This is a genomic window from Crossiella sp. CA-258035 (assembly GCF_030064675.1).
Lineage (GTDB): Bacteria > Actinomycetota > Actinomycetes > Mycobacteriales > Pseudonocardiaceae > Crossiella.
The window spans coordinates 6,155,605-6,170,367 of record NZ_CP116413.1 but is presented as its reverse complement, the minus strand read 5'-3'; the positions used below and the strand labels follow the sequence as shown (position 1 = coordinate 6,170,367).

At 71.9% G+C, this 14,763-nt stretch carries 15 protein-coding genes; 8 read left to right on the top strand and 7 right to left on the bottom strand.

Annotated features, from left to right (window positions below; genetic code table 11):
* Nucleotides 1–51: 51 nt before the first annotated feature.
* A complete protein-coding gene (locus tag N8J89_RS27745; protein ID WP_283659948.1) occupies nucleotides 52–768 on the bottom strand; it encodes a sugar isomerase domain-containing protein in 717 nt (238 codons plus the stop codon).
* Nucleotides 769–917: 149 nt separating this feature from the next.
* On the opposite strand from N8J89_RS27745, the gene N8J89_RS27740 reads away from it, so the two are divergent.
* Both N8J89_RS27740 and N8J89_RS27735 read left to right on the top strand, forming a co-directional pair.
* Entirely contained in the window at nucleotides 918–1,649 is a 732-nt protein-coding gene (locus tag N8J89_RS27740; RefSeq protein ID WP_283666261.1) for a DeoR/GlpR family DNA-binding transcription regulator, read from the top strand.
* Between the two features lie 58 nt (nucleotides 1,650–1,707).
* Entirely contained in the window at nucleotides 1,708–2,832 is a 1,125-nt protein-coding gene (locus tag N8J89_RS27735; protein WP_283659947.1) for an MFS transporter, read from the top strand.
* Nucleotides 2,833–2,863: 31 nt separating this feature from the next.
* Here the strand turns inward: N8J89_RS27735 and N8J89_RS27730 are convergent, their stop codons facing one another.
* A complete protein-coding gene (locus N8J89_RS27730; RefSeq protein ID WP_283659946.1) occupies nucleotides 2,864–3,400 on the bottom strand; it encodes a hypothetical protein in 537 nt (178 codons plus the stop codon).
* On the bottom strand, nucleotides 3,390–4,556 hold the full coding sequence (locus N8J89_RS27725) for an APC family permease (protein WP_283659945.1): 1,167 nt from the start codon (nucleotides 4,554–4,556) through the stop codon (nucleotides 3,390–3,392). The genes N8J89_RS27730 and N8J89_RS27725 overlap by 11 nt, the downstream gene beginning before the upstream one ends.
* Before the next feature lie 47 nt (nucleotides 4,557–4,603).
* Here N8J89_RS27725 and N8J89_RS27720 point away from each other — a divergent pair, with 47 nt between their 5' ends.
* From N8J89_RS27720 to hisG, 4 genes are all read left to right on the top strand, one after another.
* Nucleotides 4,604–5,260: a TetR/AcrR family transcriptional regulator gene (locus tag N8J89_RS27720; RefSeq protein ID WP_283659944.1), complete on the top strand. Its 657-nt coding sequence runs from the start codon at nucleotides 4,604–4,606 to the stop codon at nucleotides 5,258–5,260.
* Nucleotides 5,261–5,331: 71 nt separating this feature from the next.
* Nucleotides 5,332–7,086 (top strand): hydroxysqualene dehydroxylase, encoded by a 1,755-nt coding sequence (locus N8J89_RS27715; RefSeq protein WP_283659943.1) that lies wholly within the window; start codon nucleotides 5,332–5,334, stop codon nucleotides 7,084–7,086.
* 66 nt (nucleotides 7,087–7,152) lie between these two features.
* Nucleotides 7,153–7,416, top strand: coding sequence for a phosphoribosyl-ATP diphosphatase (locus N8J89_RS27710; RefSeq protein WP_252486831.1), 264 nt, complete (start codon nucleotides 7,153–7,155; stop codon nucleotides 7,414–7,416).
* A 26-nt stretch (nucleotides 7,417–7,442) separates the two neighbouring features.
* Nucleotides 7,443–8,288: an ATP phosphoribosyltransferase gene (gene hisG / locus N8J89_RS27705; RefSeq protein ID WP_283659942.1), complete on the top strand. Its 846-nt coding sequence runs from the start codon at nucleotides 7,443–7,445 to the stop codon at nucleotides 8,286–8,288.
* 51 nt (nucleotides 8,289–8,339) lie between these two features.
* On the opposite strand, the gene N8J89_RS27700 is transcribed toward hisG, so the two are convergent.
* A complete protein-coding gene (locus N8J89_RS27700; RefSeq protein ID WP_283659941.1) occupies nucleotides 8,340–9,161 on the bottom strand; it encodes an N-acetylmuramoyl-L-alanine amidase in 822 nt (273 codons plus the stop codon).
* Nucleotides 9,162–9,312: 151 nt separating this feature from the next.
* Nucleotides 9,313–10,176, bottom strand: a complete 864-nt coding sequence (locus N8J89_RS27695; protein ID WP_283666260.1) for a RecB family exonuclease — start codon at nucleotides 10,174–10,176, stop codon at nucleotides 9,313–9,315.
* A 325-nt stretch (nucleotides 10,177–10,501) separates the two neighbouring features.
* Here N8J89_RS27695 and N8J89_RS27690 point away from each other — a divergent pair, with 325 nt between their 5' ends.
* Together N8J89_RS27690 and N8J89_RS27685 are read left to right on the top strand one after the other, a co-directional pair.
* Nucleotides 10,502–11,641: a site-2 protease family protein gene (locus N8J89_RS27690; RefSeq protein ID WP_252486828.1), complete on the top strand. Its 1,140-nt coding sequence runs from the start codon at nucleotides 10,502–10,504 to the stop codon at nucleotides 11,639–11,641.
* Between the two features lie 58 nt (nucleotides 11,642–11,699).
* Complete coding sequence (locus tag N8J89_RS27685; RefSeq protein WP_283659940.1) at nucleotides 11,700–12,530, top strand: tRNA (adenine-N1)-methyltransferase; 831 nt, start codon at nucleotides 11,700–11,702, stop codon at nucleotides 12,528–12,530.
* Nucleotides 12,531–13,207: 677 nt separating this feature from the next.
* Here the strand turns inward: N8J89_RS27685 and N8J89_RS41790 are convergent.
* Together N8J89_RS41790 and N8J89_RS27670 are read right to left on the bottom strand one after the other, a co-directional pair.
* Nucleotides 13,208–14,185 (bottom strand): Rv0361 family membrane protein, encoded by a 978-nt coding sequence (locus N8J89_RS41790; RefSeq protein WP_349497406.1) that lies wholly within the window; start codon nucleotides 14,183–14,185, stop codon nucleotides 13,208–13,210.
* 36 nt (nucleotides 14,186–14,221) lie between these two features.
* The gene (locus N8J89_RS27670) at nucleotides 14,222–14,662 is read right to left on the bottom strand and encodes a hypothetical protein (protein WP_283659939.1); all 441 of its coding nucleotides are present in this window, start codon (nucleotides 14,660–14,662) and stop codon (nucleotides 14,222–14,224) included.
* Between the last annotated feature and the right edge of the window lie 101 nt (nucleotides 14,663–14,763).

Here is a 14,763-nt window from a genome sequence, read left to right as displayed (position 1 = left end):
GGACACTAGCCAGGACTTGAGCGGCTGCTCAATAGGTAGTTCTACTTCGGGTCATTCGAGCACCGGCACCAAGGGCTGGTACCGGGTCATCAGGCCCTTGTTCGCCTCGTCGCCGCCGACCATGTTCGCGCTGCGCCACAGCGGCAGCTGGATGTCCGCCTTGGTCGCCGCGTCGTGCAGACCGACCAGCAGCAGGTTCCACAGGAAGCCGTTGGCCAGCGAGGACAGTGGGGCGGTGGCCGGCGAGTCAGCCGGGTAGCTGGCGTCGCCGACCCGGACCAGGTTGTCCAGGACCACCGTGGACTCCGCGGCCAGGGTGGTGCCCGAGCGGCTCGGGGCGGCGGCGCTGGCCTCGCGGGAGGTCACCGCGACCACCGGGCGGCCGGCGGCGACCGCGGCCTTGGCCAGCTCCACGGGATAGGGGTTGACGCCGGAGGTGGAGAAGACGATCAGCAGGTCGTCCGGGCCGAACGGCTTCTCGCCCAGGGTCTCGGCGGCCAGGCCGGAGCGGCGCTCGGCCGTGGTGCTGGCCCTGGCGCCGTGCATCGGCAGCAGTTCCGGGTGGTAGATCGGGCGCACGTTGGCCAGGCCGCCCGCGCGGTAGAAGGTCTCGGCCACCGCGGCCAGCGAGTGGCCGGCCCCGGCGGTGTGGATCAGGCCGTCGGCGCGGACCACCTCCAGCAGCAGGCCGACGACCTCCCGCACCGCCTCGGCGTTGGCCTCCTCCACCCGCTGGAGGTGCTCGTGCACGGTGGCTGCGTATCCCATGGGGCTCCGTCCGGGTCCGGCGAAAGTGGTCCATACCACTCTGCCCTCTGTGTCAAGATCCGTTCATCCCACGTTCTCCCTGAAACCGGTTGCGCGGCGAACAACACCTGTGTTCGTATGAACAGGTGGAAAGTGTGCAGCGGCACGAGATGATCCTGACCGCTCTCCGGGAGCGCTCCCGGATGACGGTAGCGGACCTGGCCGGGCTCACCCAGTGTTCGGAGATGACCATTCGCCGCGATCTTGACGCGCTGGAGCGGGACGGCCTGCTCCGCCGGGTGCGCGGGGCCGCGGTGAGCATGCTGGCCGGTGAGGAGACCCCGTTCGCGGTGCGCAGCCGCCAGCACGTGGACGCCAAGCGCCGGATCGGGCTGGCCGTGGCCGGGCTGCTCGACGACGGCGAGAGCGTGGTCTTCGACAGCGGCACCACCGCGCTGGAGGCGGCCAGGGCGTCCACCGGCCGCCGCCTGACCGTGCTGCCGCTGTCGCTGCACATCGCCGCGGCCTTCGAGCAGGCCGAGCACGTGCACCAGGTGCTGCCCGGCGGCGACGTGCGCAAACCTGAGCAGGCCTTCATCGGGCCGCTGACGGAGTACGCGCTGGACCGGATGCGCTTCGACACCCTGGTGCTGGGCTGCTGCGGGGTCAGCGGCAAGGACGGGGTGACCGCGTACGACCTGGCCGAGTCCCAGGTCAAGCGGGCCGCGGTGCGCGCATCGGCGCGGGTTGTCGCCGCGGTGGACGCCTCCAAGCTGGGCAGGCGGGCCTTCGCCAGGGTGTGCGAGCTGGACGCGCTGCACGTGCTGGTGACCGACTCGGCCGCCCCGGAAGACGAACTGGACCAACTACGCAAAGCTGGAGTGGAGGTGCATTGTGTCTGAAACCGGCGTGGTCGCTCCTGCGCGATCCGCACGGGCCGCCCGACTCGTGCTGTCGGGGGTGTTCGCCCTGCACGCGACCCTGTTCGCGACCTGGACCCCGTACATCCCGCTGGTGAAGGCCAAGCTCGCGCTCAGCGACGGCCAGCTCGGCATCGCGCTGCTGGGCGGCCCGGTCGGCGCGCTGCTGGCCATCCTGTGCACCGGGGCGCTGGTGTCCTGGCTGGGCAGCCGCCGGGTCATGGTGATCACCGCGATCGGCTACGGCCTCTCCGCGGGCCTGCTGGGCCTGGCCGACTCGCTGTTCACGCTGTTCCTGGCGCTGGCGGTGTGGGGCGCGTTCCAGGGTTCGCTGGACGTGGCGATGAACGCGCAGGCGGTGCTGGTGGAGCGGGAGTACGGCCGCTCGGTGATGTCCAGCTTCCACGCCTGCTGGAGCCTGGGCGCGGCCACCGGTGGCGCGCTCGGCGGCCTGGCCATCTCCGTGGGCCTGCCGCTGACCGCGCAGATGCTGCTGGTGGGCGTGCTGGTGCTCATCTTCGTGCCGGCCACGGTGAAGCTGGCGCTGACCGGGGACCGCTCGGCCGCGCACGAGCGCAAGGAGAAGGGCGGGGTGTCCTTCCCGTTCAAGGACGGCAAGCTGCTCGCCCTGGGCGCGCTGATGCTGGCCGCGGTGCTCTGCGAGGGCGCGGCGGCGGAGTGGTCGGCGCTGTACATGAAGGAGAACCTGGGCACCTCGCCGGCCTTCGCCGGGTTCGCCTTCAGCGCCTTCGCGCTGAGCATGTTCCTGGGCAGGGCCATGGGCGACCGCTGGGTGGTCCGCTTCAGTGGCCGCGCGGTGGTCGGCACGCTGGCCGCGGTCGCGGTGGTGGTCTTCACCACGGCCTTGCTCATCGGGCACCCGTGGGCGGCGCTGCTGGGCTTCGCCACCCTGGGACTCGGCGTGGCCTGCGCGGTGCCGGTGGTCTTCAGCAGCGCCGCCGCGCTGCCGGGACGCCATGCCGCACAGGCGATCGCGGCGGTGTCCGCGGCGGCCTGGCCAGGCTTCCTGCTGGGGCCGCCGATGATCGGCGGGCTGGCCCAGGCCTTCACCCTGCCGGTGGCGCTGTTCGTGCTGCCACTGCTGTGCGTCGGCGTGCTGGTCGGCGCCCGGTTCGCCTTGCGGGGCAAGGGGAGCAGCTCCTGATCCGGGTGGGGCGCCGCCGCGCCCCACCCGGTCACCAGGACCAGAGGAAGCCCAGCCAGGGGGCTTCGGGGGCGGCCTGGCGCCATTCCAGGCTGCTCGCGCACGGGGCGGCGTCCAGGCGGCGCAGGGCCAGCGTGATCCGGTCCTGGCTCTCCGCGAGGTCCAGCTTCACCATGACCGCCCGGTCGGTCCCGGACAGCACGCCGGAGCTGGCCCGGCCGTTGGCGCTCAGCGTCCAGCCGATCTCGCTGTCCGGGCACTCGGCGCGATCCCTGACCAGCACCCCGCCCAGGTGGTCGGTGTCGCTGCGGCTGGTGGTCCAGGTGGTGCTGAGGCCGCTGTGCGCGGCCAGCCGCCAGCGGTAGTCCCGTTCCCTCGGACAGGGCAGCACCCCGTCAAGGCCCATGGCGACCTGGCAGGTGTAGGTGGCCTCCTCGGCCGGCACCGCGCCCTCGGCGTAGCTGAGCTGCGGACGCAGGTGCGGGGCGGCGATCAACGCCAGCAGCCCGGTGACCAACAGGGCCACCATCGTCAGCGCTGACAGGACGAGCAGCCGTTCACCACGCACCACCACCCCAGATCAGCACACCGGCGAGCAGGACACAACCGACAAGTCCGGCAATCGGGATCCACCGGGGCGGCCGGAACTCCGGCTCCAGGGTCCAGGCCGCGGCGTTGGCCACCGCGTAGTAGAGCAGCACGCCGAAGGAGGACAGCCCGATGGCCTGCCGCAACTCCAGCGCCGCCGCCGCGCTGGCCGCGACCACCCCGACCACCAGCTCGGCGTGGTGCGGGACCTGGTGCCTCGGGTGCACCGCGGCCAGCCAGCGTGGCAGGTTCCCGTCACGGGCCATCGCCAGCGCGGTCCTGGACACGCCGAGGACCAGCGCCAGCAGCGAGCCGAGCGCGGCCACCGCGCCGAGGATCGCGATCAGCCAGCCGTGGTCCCGCAGCGGCGTGGCCTCCAGGACCGTGCGCAGCGGCGCGGGCGAGGCGGCCAGCCCGGCCGCGCCGACGGTGGCCAGCGCGGCCACCGCGAGCAGCGCGTAGACCGCCAGCGCGATGCCCAGGGCGAGCGGGACCGCGCGGGTGAGGGTGCGGCGCGGGTCGGTGACCTCCTCGCCGAGGGTGGCGATCCGGGCGTACCCGGCGAAGGCGAAGAACAGCAGCGCGGCCGCGGTCAGCACGCCGGTCGGGGAGTGCGGGACCAGCCGCTCGGCCTGCGGCGACCCGGTGGTCAGCGCCAGCACCGCCAGTCCCACCAGGGAGACCAGCACGATCGAGACGATCACCCTGGCCAGCCGGGCGCCGCGCTGCACGCCGAAGTAGTTCAGCGCGGTCAGCCCGAGCACCGCGGCCACCGCCACCGGCCGCGCGTAGGAGGGCCACAGGTACTGCCCGACGGTCAGCGCCATGGCCGCGCAGCTGGCGGTCTTGCCCAGCAGGAAGCACCAGCCGGCCAGGTTGCCCCACAGCGGGCCGAGCCGCTCGCGGCCGAAGACGTAGGCCCCGCCGGAGGTCGGGTAGCGCAGCGCCAGCCGCAGGGTGGAGGTGGCGTTGCAGTAGGCGATCAGCGCGGCCAGCGCCAGCGCGGGCAGCAGCCCCGCGCCCGCGGCCGCGGCGGCCGGGCCGAGCACGCTGAACACCCCCGCGCCCACCATCGCGGCCAGCCCGACGGTCACCGCGTCGGCGGCGCCCAGCCGCCGCGCCAGAGGAGCGCTCACGGGTGCATGATCCACCCTCCCGCCCCGAGGGTTACCATGAACCTGTTGTGAACACTGGTCGGGGAGATGGAAAGCGCAGGTCGACGCGTCGGGAGCTGCTCGCTGACACGGCGATCGAGGTGCTCGCGCGCGAGGGTGGCCGAGGGCTGACCCACCGCGCGGTCGACCGTGCCGCCGAGGTGCCGCTGGGCACCACCAAGAACTACTTCCCGACCCGGGACGCGCTGCTGGCCGCCGCGGCCCGCCGGATGGCCGACGAGCACGGCGAGGCGGTGCAGCGGCTGCGCGAGACCACCCCGGCCGGCGTGACGCCCAGCCAGGTCAGCGAGCTGTACCCGGCGCTGCTGCACCGGGCCCTGCAGGGCGACCGCACCCAGATCCTGGCCATGTTCGAGCTGTACCTGGAGGGCGTGCGCCGCCCCGAGGTGCGCGCCGCGCTCGGCGAGATGGTGCACGCCAACGCCGCCGCCATCGCCGAGGTGCACCGGGCCGCCGGGCTGGGCACCACCACCAAGGACGCCGGGCTGCTGGACGCCTACCTGCTCGGCGTGGCCATCTCGCTGCTCGCGCTGCCCTCGGACACCCTGCGCGCGGTCGGCATGGACGACCCGTACGGGTTGGGTCTTGGGCTGTTCGCGGCGGTCGTGCCCGGACTGGACCAGCCGGAGGACACGGACCGCGACGGGCAAGCCGAACACGCCTGATCAGGTCCAGCCGATCGGGCACTGTCCGCTCATCCCCGTCTCTGCCTAGGGTTTTGACCAGGGGTGTGATCATGGGTGGTCTGTCGCGGCGGAGCTTGCTCGCCCACGGTGCGGCACTGGGCGGCGCGGCCGCGCTCGGCCTGGGCGCGGGACAAGCGGCAGGGCGATCGTCCAGGGCGGGTGCCGGGTCGGTGCTCGTGCTGGGCGGCGGCATCGGCGGGCTGACCGCCGCGCACGAGCTGGCCGAGCGCGGGTTCGCGGTCACCGTGCTGGAACGCAAGGAGCTCGGCGGCAAGGCGCGCAGCATCCCGGTGCCCGGCACCGGCCAGGGCGGTCGCCCTGATCTGCCCGGCGAGCACGGTTTCCGGTTCTTCCCCGGCTTCTACCGCAACCTGCCGGACACGCTGCGCCGGATCCCGTTCCCCGGCAACCGCAACGGCGTGCACGACAACCTGGTGGACGGCTCGATGTTCCGGCTGGCCCGCACCGGCGGCCGGTTCGACCTGTTCGTGCCGCTGAAACTGCCCTTCCCCAGCCTGGAACCCTCGGTGCTGCTGCCCGCGCTGATCGCGCTGCTGGACACCGCCCTGCGGCTGCCGCCCTGGGAGACCGCGCACTTCGCCAACCGCCTGGCCGTCTACCTGACCAGCGGCGACGAGCGGCGGTTCGGCCAGTGGGAGCGCACGTCCTGGTGGAACTTCATCGGCGCGGGCTCGCGCTCGGCGGAGTACGGGCGGATCTTCGGCATCGGCCTGACCAGGTTGCTGGTCGCGATGCGCGCGGAGGAGGCCAGCTCGCACACCGTCGGCCTGATCCTGGAGGCGTTCCTCAACACCGCACTGGGCCGTGGCAACGACGGCGCGGTGGACCGGGTGCTCAACGCGCCCACCAACGAGGCCTGGATCGACCCGTGGATCACCCACCTGCGCTCGTTGGGCGTGCGCTTCGAGACCGGCACGGCCGAGCGCCTGCACTGTGCGGGTGGCCGGATCACCGGGGTCACCGTGCGCACCGCGGCCGGGAGCACCCAGGTGAGCGCGGACCACTACGTCAGCGCGGTGCCGGTGGAGCGGGCGCTGCCGCTGTGGGGACCCGAGGTGCTGGCCGCCGACCCCCGGCTGCGGCTGGTCGGCGAGCTGCGCACCGAGTGGATGAACGGGGTGATGTTCTACCTGCGGCGCAAGCTGCCGCTGGTGCACGGGCACGTCAGCTACGTGGACACGCCCTGGGCGCTCACCTCGGTCAGCCAGGCCCAGTTCTGGCGCGGCGGCGACCTCACCCGCTACGGCGACGGCAGCGTCAGGGACTGCCTGTCCACGATCATCTCCAACTGGGACGCCCCCGGCATCGTGCACCACAAACCGGCCCGGTTCTGCACCCGCCAGCAGCTGCACGAGGAGATCATCGCGCAGCTGGAGGCGAGCCTGGAGGACACCGGGGAGAACCTGCTGCGCCCGGCCGACGTGCACTCCTGGTTCCTGGACCCGGCGATCACCGAGCTGGGCGCGCCGGGCGGGGCGCGCAGCGACGAGCCGCTGCTGATCAACCCGGTGGACTCCTGGGCCCGCCGCCCGGACGCGGCCACCAGGATCCCGAACCTGTTCCTGGCCGCGGACTTCGTGCGCAACAACGTCAACCTGGCCACCATGGAAGGCGCCAACGAGGCCGGGCGGCTGGCCGCGAACGCGGTGCTGGACGCGGCCGGGTCCAGCGCGCCGCGGGCCCGGCTGTTCACCCTGTTCCGCGCGCCCGAGCTGAAGGGACTTCAGGAGGAGGACACCCGGCGTTTCCGCGCCGGCCTGCCCAACCTGTTCGACCAGGGCTGAGCCGCTGGTCACACCCCGGCCCCCAGCGATCGTGCCAGGCGGGCGGGGATGGAAGGATTCAGTGCCGTGAAGACGTTCGACCAGCTGTTCGCCGAGCTCACCGAGCGGGCGAAGACCCGGCCAGAGGGCTCGGGCACCGTCGCGGCGCTGGACGCCGGGGTGCACGCCCAGGGCAAGAAGGTGCTCGAAGAGGCGGGGGAGGTGTGGCTGGCCGCCGAACACGAGTCCGACGAGGAGCTCGCCGAGGAGATCTCCCAGCTGCTCTACCGCCTCCAGGTGCTCATGATCGGCCGGGGGCTCACCCTGGACGACGTCTACCGGTATCTCTGACCACCACTAACACGGAGTAGGACGCCATGTTGCGTGTCGCGGTGCCCAACAAGGGCACGCTGTCCGGTTTCGCCAGCGAGATGCTTGCCGAGGCGGGTTACCGGGGCCGACATGAGCAGCGCGACCTGACCGTGCTCGACCCGGTCAACGACGTCGAGTTCTTCTTCCTGCGCCCCAAGGACATCGCCATCTACGTCGGCTCCGGCGAGCTGGACATGGGGATCACCGGCCGGGACCTCGCGCTGGACTCCGGCGCGCCGGTCAGCGAACGGCTCGCGCTGGGCTTCGGCGGCTCCACCTTCCGCTACGCGGGCACCGCGGGCCGGGAGTGGACAGTCAAGGACCTCGACGGCAAGCGGGTGGCCACGGCCTACCCGAGGCTGGTCAGGGCGAGCCTGGCCGAGCACGGGGTCAGCGCCGAGGTGATCCGCCTGGACGGCGCGGTGGAGATCTCCATCCAGCTCGGCGTGGCCGACGCGGTGGCCGACGTGGTCGGCTCCGGCCGCACCCTGCGCCAGCACGGCCTGGTGGCCTTCGGCGACCCGATCTGCGTGTCCGAGGCGATCCTGGTGGAGCGCGCGGGCGCGGCCGAGACGCCGGAGAAGGCGCAGCTGGCGGCCCGGATCCAGGGCGTGGTCTTCGCCCAGCAGTACCTGATGCTGGACTACGACTGCCCGCGCACGCTGCTGGACGACGCGGTGAACCTGACCCCCGGTCTGGAGTCGCCGACGGTGGCCCCGCTGGCCGATCCGCAGTGGGTGGCGGTGCGGGCCATGGTGCCGCGCAAGGAAGCGAACCTGATCATGGACCGGCTGGCCGCGCTGGGCGCCAAGGCGGTGCTGACCTCGGACATCCGCTCCTGCCGGCTCTGAACAGACCGACGGCGCCCCGGCCCCATCAGCCGGGGCGCCGTCGTCGTTTCCTCAGCCCTTGCGGCGGCTCAGCTCGGCCGAGGCGGCCTTGGCCAGCAGCTCCAGGTCGGCGTCGGAGAGCTCGCCCACCTCGGGCAGGCCCTCGTTCTCGGCCGCCCTGCTGATCAGCTGGGCCAGCGGCCCCGCGTGCCGGAGGCCTTCGACGCCGGGGCGGAGCAGTGCGAGCAGCTCCTCCACCGCGCCCTTGACGTCGTGCAGCATCGCCGCGGTGCGGCCCGTGTTGCGCTTGCCCGCCTCGCCGAGCAGGACCGCGTTCGCGGCCTCCAGCACGACGGCCTGGTCGTGATCGGACAGAGCCATGAGAACACCCCCGTGTGAGCTGGAACCGCCGGCTTTGGCCATCACCAGGTCCCAGGGAAAATTGGGTCCGGGATCCCAGTGGGAGCCCTCTTTCTTGCCCACCGTCCAGTCGTGGTGCCCGATGACCCCGGACTCGCCGGCCGCTACCTGGGCCGGGGTGAGCTTGCGCAGCGGGATGCCCCGCGCGCGGCAGCGTTCGCCGATCCACTGCGCGGTGAGTTCCAGCATCCGCGGGTGCTGGAGCCATTCCGCCTTGCTCCACTTGGCGAATCCGCACAGTTCGGCGTTGTCGCTGATCGGATTCCCGGAGCGCAGTGTCCACGCTGCCCGGTCGTAGTTGACGTACTGTTCGATCCGCCGGTCGTCGATGCCGACATGGCTGGATGCCTGCGTCCTGCCCTGAAAGAACCGGCCGAGTGACTCGACCGTGCGGGCGCCCTCCGCGGTGTGCACCACGACGAGCCGGACCCGGGCGCCCCCGCGCCCGCTGTGATGCGGAGATGGAATCCCCATGTTTCCCCCTGGCAATGATCGAATTACGCCGGGAAACGGATACCGGCGAACCGATGGCTCCGTTATAGCGAAACGATCTAGGGGGTGCGCGCGAATTGCGCGGAACATCGGGCGAATAGCCGAATGCGTGCCCAATGGGGCAGTTGGCGGATCAGTCCGTCCGGTCCAGCACGGTCTCGGCTTCCGCGGCGGGCTCCGGCCAGCCGGGGTAGGCGGGCGGGGTGCCGCCGAACTCCGGGCAGAGCGCCTTGTGGTTGCAGTAGTCGCACAACCGGCTGCGGCTGGGCCGGAAGTCGCCGGTGCGGCCCGCGGTCAGGATGGCCTGCCAGATCGCGGAGACCAGGCGCTCGAAGCGGCGCAGCTCGGCCTCGTCCGGGGTGTACTTCAGCGTCTCCCGGTTGGCCAGGTACATCAGCTGGAGCTGCCTGGGCACCACGCCGCGCAGCTTCCACAGCGCCAGCGCGTAGAACTTCATCTGGAACAGCGCCTTGGCCTCGCCGATCTCCCGTGGCGCCGCGCCGGTCTTGTAGTCGACCACCCGGATCTCGCCGGTGGGGGCCACATCCAGGCGGTCGATGTAGCCGCGCAGCAGGATCCCGTTGTCGAGTTCGGTCTCCACCAGCAGCTCACAGGCCTCCGGCTGCAGGCGGCGCGGGTCCTCCAGGCCGAAGTAGGCGTCGACCAGGCCACGCGCGGAGTTCAGCCAGGGCTCCTGCTCCGGGTCGTCCGCGCCGGTGAACAGCTCCTCGGCCAGCTCGGGCCGCTCCTGCTGCAACCGCTGCCAGGCCGGTTCGACCAGCGCGTGCGCGGTGGCCGGCACCCGCTCGGCGGCCGGTTTGGCGAACAGCTCCTCCAGCACCGCGTGCACCAGCGTGCCGCGCACCTGGGCCTTGGTGGCCTTCTCCGGCAGCCGGTCCACCGCGCGGAAGCGGTAGAGCAGCGGGCACTGCTTGAAGTCCCCCGCCCTGGACGGGGACAGCGCCAGCCTGCGCGTGGCCTGCCTCGGCGCCGGCACCTGTGCCTGCGCCTCGCCGAGGACGGGCTCGGTCGAGGGCGTCGCATCCCGCGCGGTATCGGTCACGCTCTGCACCCTAAGCCAGACCCCTGACAGCAGCTCGTGCGCGGTGGATCTCGCACGCGATCGCCGGGCCCAGCCCGTTCGTGGCGGCACCGCCAGGACGGCCACGTACAACCCGGTACGAGGCCGTCCCGGCGGCACCGCCAGGAACGACCTGGACTCCGGCGCTCACGCACGAGATCCACCGCGCACGAGCTGGCAACCGCACTGCCCGGAGCGCCGTCACGGCGACACCACACCCCAAGACCTAGGCTCACCGGTCGTGACGACCATCCACGGCCGAGGCGGCCGTCCGCGCCTGCGTGACGGTGGCCTGCTGCTGGGCAGGGTCGGCGGCGTGCCGGTGCTGCTGGCCCACTCCTGGTGGCTGCTGGCGGTGGCGATCGTGGTGCTGTACACGCCGCTGGTGGAGATGTTGGTGCCCGGCACCGGCCTGGTCACCTCGGTGCTGCTGGCCGCCGCGTTCGCGGTGCTGCTGGCGGTGTCGGTGCTGCTGCACGAGCTGGGCCACTGCGTGGTGGCGCTGCGCCTGGGCCTGCCGGTGCGCCGGGTCCGGCTGCAACTGCTGGGCGGCGCGGCCGAGCTGGTCCGCACCCCGAGCAAACCGGGCCAGGAAGGCTGGGTCGCCGCCGCGGGACCCGCGGTGTCGGTCGGCCTGGCCGCGCTGGCCGGGCTGGCCCTGCTGCTCGTCCGCGACGGCGGCGTGCTGTGGCTGCTGGTGCTCCAGGTCGCGGTGGCCAACGCCGCGGTCGCCGTGGTCAACCTGCTGCCCGGCCTGCCCCTGGACGGCGGCCGGGTGCTGCGCGCCCTGGTGTGGGCGGCCACCGGCAAGCGGATGACCGGCACCAGGGTCGCGGTGGTCGGCGCGGGCGTGGTGGCCGCGGCGATGGTCTGGTGGGCGGTGATGGGCCTGGCCGCGAACACCCCGGACCGGTGGCTGCGGCTGGCGGTGTGCGTGCTGATGGCCTGGTTCGTAGTGATCGGCGCCGGCGCGGAGATGGCCAACGAGCAGCAGCGCACCTGGCCGGAGGGCCTGACCCTGGCCGCCCTGGTCCGCCCCATCCTGCAACTGCCAGCGGAAAGCCCGGTCGCCGACGCCCTGGACGCCTCCGCCGGCCGGGGCGTGGTCCTGGTCCGCGCCGACGGCGTGGCCGCGGGCCTGCTGGACGCCGCCATGGCCGCCCGCCTGGCCGCGACCAGCCCCCTGGCCCCGGCGGAGCGGGCCGCCGAGCCGATCAACGCCGAGACGGTCATCCTGGACTCCGAACCCGGCGAGGAGATCATCGACCGGGTCCGCGGCACCGCGGCGTGGCAGTTCCTGGTCGTCGACGAGGACGGCCGCCCGGCCGGCGTGCTGCACCGCGAGGACCTGCGGGACGCCCTGCGCCGGCGCCGGGGCTAGGATCGTGCGCCAGCTCGAGTAGGCGCACGTCGCGCCAGTAGTGCGGAGGTAACACCCGGTGAGTTCCACCAGCGGCCCGTTCCAGCCCGGCGACCGGGTGCAACTCACCGACCCGAAGGGCCGCAAGTACACCGTTGTCCTGGAAGAGGGCAAGGAGTACCACACCCACCGCGGCGCCATCCCGCACGACGCCCTGATCGGCCAGCCCGAGGGCTCGGTGGTCAACTCCGTCGGCGGCACCACCTTCCTCGCCCTGCGCCCCCTGCTCTCGGACTACGTGCTGTCCATGCCAAGGGGCGCCCAGGTCATCTACCCCAAGGACGCCGCCCAGATCCTGATGTGGGGCGACATCTTCCCCGGCGCCCGGGTCCTGGAAGCAGGCGCCGGCAGCGGCGCCCTCACCTGCTCCCTGCTCCGCGCGGTAGGCGAGAAGGGCAGCGTCACCTCCTGGGAGATCCGCGAGGACCACCGCGAACACGCCGAACGCAACGTCACCCGCTTCTTCGGCGAGGTCCCCCCCAACTGGACCCTCACCCTCGGCGACGTCAACGACTACGACGGCGGCGAGGTGGACCGGGTGATCCTGGACATGCTGGCCCCGTGGGACGTCCTGCCCACCATCGCCAGCAAGCTGATCCCGGGCGGCGTGCTGGTGGTCTACGTGGCCACCACGACGCAGCTGTCGAAGGTGACGGAGGCGTTGCGGGAGCAGGAGATGTGGACCGAGCCGCAGGCCTTCGAGACGCTGATGCGGCCGTGGCACGTGGTGGGCCTGGCGGTGCGCCCGGAACACCGGATGGTGGGACACACGGCCTTCCTGCTGACGGCCCGGAAGCTGGCCGACGGCGTGATCACACCGAAGCCGCAACGCCGCTCGAGCAAGGGGTAAGGGGCTCGCGACAGGGTTGGCTTGTCGCCTTCGCTTTTGCTTGCAAACGGAGCGGCCGGTCTGGGTGGTTCTGCTTCGACGGCCTGGAAAAAACACACCAGCCCTGTCAAGCGCCCCACCGTCTAACCCGGCCGCACCGAGGGCTGGGACCGGGGCGCTTGACAGGGCTGGTTTGGTTTTGGAAGGCCGTCGAAGCAGAACCACCCAGACCCCGCGGAACCACCCACACTGCTGCAAGCGCGCCAACACAAACTGGCACTGGTCTGCAACCCATCTCGCCGCCTTTGATCTTCCCCCCTGCTTTGATGGTCTGCCCGTCCGGCGAGGACACTTCTTTTGGGTTTTGATCTTCAACCCCAAGATCAAAAGAATGTCCTCGCCGGACGGGCAGACCCCCGGAGGGGTGGGGCAGATCAACACCCGGGACAAGCAGGTTGCGGGGCGGGGTTTGTGTTGCCGACTCAAGACCCAGCGTGTTCGAGTCCCTCTCGTCTTCTCCGCACGACCTTCCGACAGCGAACCACATCCCAGCGAGCAGCCGCCGTCACGCTGCGAGGCTTTGGCGGCGGTTGCTGAGAGCGTCTGCTCGCTGGGATGCGGTGCGCAGTCTCCAGGCCGTACGGAGAAGACGAGAGGACCTCTTGTGTTGTCAAGCCAACCCCTCGCGCGCTTCGGGCTCAGCCGCCAGTGGTCGGCATGGGGAAAGTCGGGATGCTGAGGCTCGGAATGCTGATGCTGGGAATCGTGATCCGCGGAATCGACAGCGTCGGTCGCGGCGCCGAGGTCGACCCCGAACCCCCGCCCGAGCGCTCCAGCGGTGCGATCAATCCGCACATGCGCCACTCGCCGTCTTCCTTCACCAGGCGGAAGGAGCGTTGCTGCTTCTTCTCCCTGCCGCTGCTGTCCGTGCTGGTCTGGTCCGCCTTGACCGTGCCGGTGCCGGCCTCCTCGTTCGCCTCGACCGAGGCGACCGTGATGGTGGCCTTGCTGTTGTGCGCGGTGGTGGTCTTGGTCGGGGTGGCGGTGCGGGAGGACTCCTGCTTCTGCACGGCCTCGCGGCGTTCCCGGAGGTTCTTCATGTCCTCCGCGCACAGGTAGGGCTGGTAGTCCTTCTCCCCGTTGATCTCCAGGACGCTCTTGTCGAAGTCGCGCTGGTAGTTGGCCAGCACCGCGGTGGCGACTTCCTTCGGGTCCGGGGACTGGGTCAGGAAGTAGATCAGCGTGCCGCCGCCGCCCAGCAGCACCACGGCGGCGGTGGCCGCGGCGATGATGATGCCGGTCTTCTTCTTCGGCGGCTGGGACTGCGCCGCCTGGTAGGCCGCGTACTGCGGACCGCCGTACTGCGGCTGCTGCTCGTAGCCCTGCTGCGGGAAGCCGCCGGTGGGCGGGTACTGCTGGCCGTACGGACCGGTCTGCTGCCCGTACGGGTCCTGACCGTAGCCGGGCTGCTGCTGGCCGTAACCAGGCTGCTCGTGCCCCGGCTGCTGCCCATAGCCGGGCTGCTGCCCATAGCCGGGCTGCTGCTCGTACCCGGGCTGTTGCCCATAGCCGGGCTGCTGGCCGTACCCCGGCTGCTGCCCATGGCCCTGCCCATGGGGATCGGGCTGCTGGCCGTACGGGTCCTGTCCGTAGGGGCCCTGCGGGGGGTAGGTCACCTCGGCGCTCCTTCGTCGTCGGGGGTGTCGCGTTCGTCAGCCGCCGGAGCCGGGTGGCGTCGGCCGTGGGAAGTCGATTTCCGGGATGACCCCGCAGATCGTCCAGCCCTCGTCCTGCGTCAGCGCGAGTGTGTTCTTGATTCTCAACGAACCGGCGGGTCCCTGCGCCTCCAACGTGACCACAGCGCTACCGGATGTCCCGCTCTCCGTGACCTTTCCGGCCGTCGCGGTGGCCTTCGCCGGGCTTGCCGCGCCGCCGCCGATGCTGGCCAGCTGCTCCCTGGTCCGGCCCGCGTCGTCGTCGGCCTGCTTGCGGTAGGCCGGGCAGAACAGGTCCGGATCGGTGACGCCCTCGTTCACGCCCTTCACGTAGGCGTCCACCACCGCCTGCGCGGTGCCGAACCCGCCGCCACCGGTGAAGCCGAGCACCAGGATCGTGGTGATGCCCACCGCGGCCACGCCTGCCCCGCCGATCACCCAGGGGAGTGGGTTGGGGTGCATTCCGGGCGACACGGGGTAGCCGCTGTGCGGGCCCTGGGCCGGGTAACCGGCCGCCGCCCCGGCCTTCGACTTCCGCC

Bases quoted from the DNA above. Each gene is read 5' to 3' on its own strand.
- hisG (WP_283659942.1), top strand. From the start codon at position 7,443: ATGTTGCGTGTCGCGGTGCCCAACAAGGGCACGCTGTCCGGTTTCGCC.
- N8J89_RS27715 (WP_283659943.1), top strand. From the start codon at position 5,332: ATGGGTGGTCTGTCGCGGCGGAGCTTGCTCGCCCACGGTGCGGCACTG.
- N8J89_RS27700 (WP_283659941.1), bottom strand. From the start codon at position 9,161: ATGGGGATTCCATCTCCGCATCACAGCGGGCGCGGGGGCGCCCGGGTC.
- N8J89_RS27740 (WP_283666261.1), top strand. From the start codon at position 918: ATGATCCTGACCGCTCTCCGGGAGCGCTCCCGGATGACGGTAGCGGAC.
- N8J89_RS27745 (WP_283659948.1), bottom strand. From the start codon at position 768: ATGGGATACGCAGCCACCGTGCACGAGCACCTCCAGCGGGTGGAGGAG.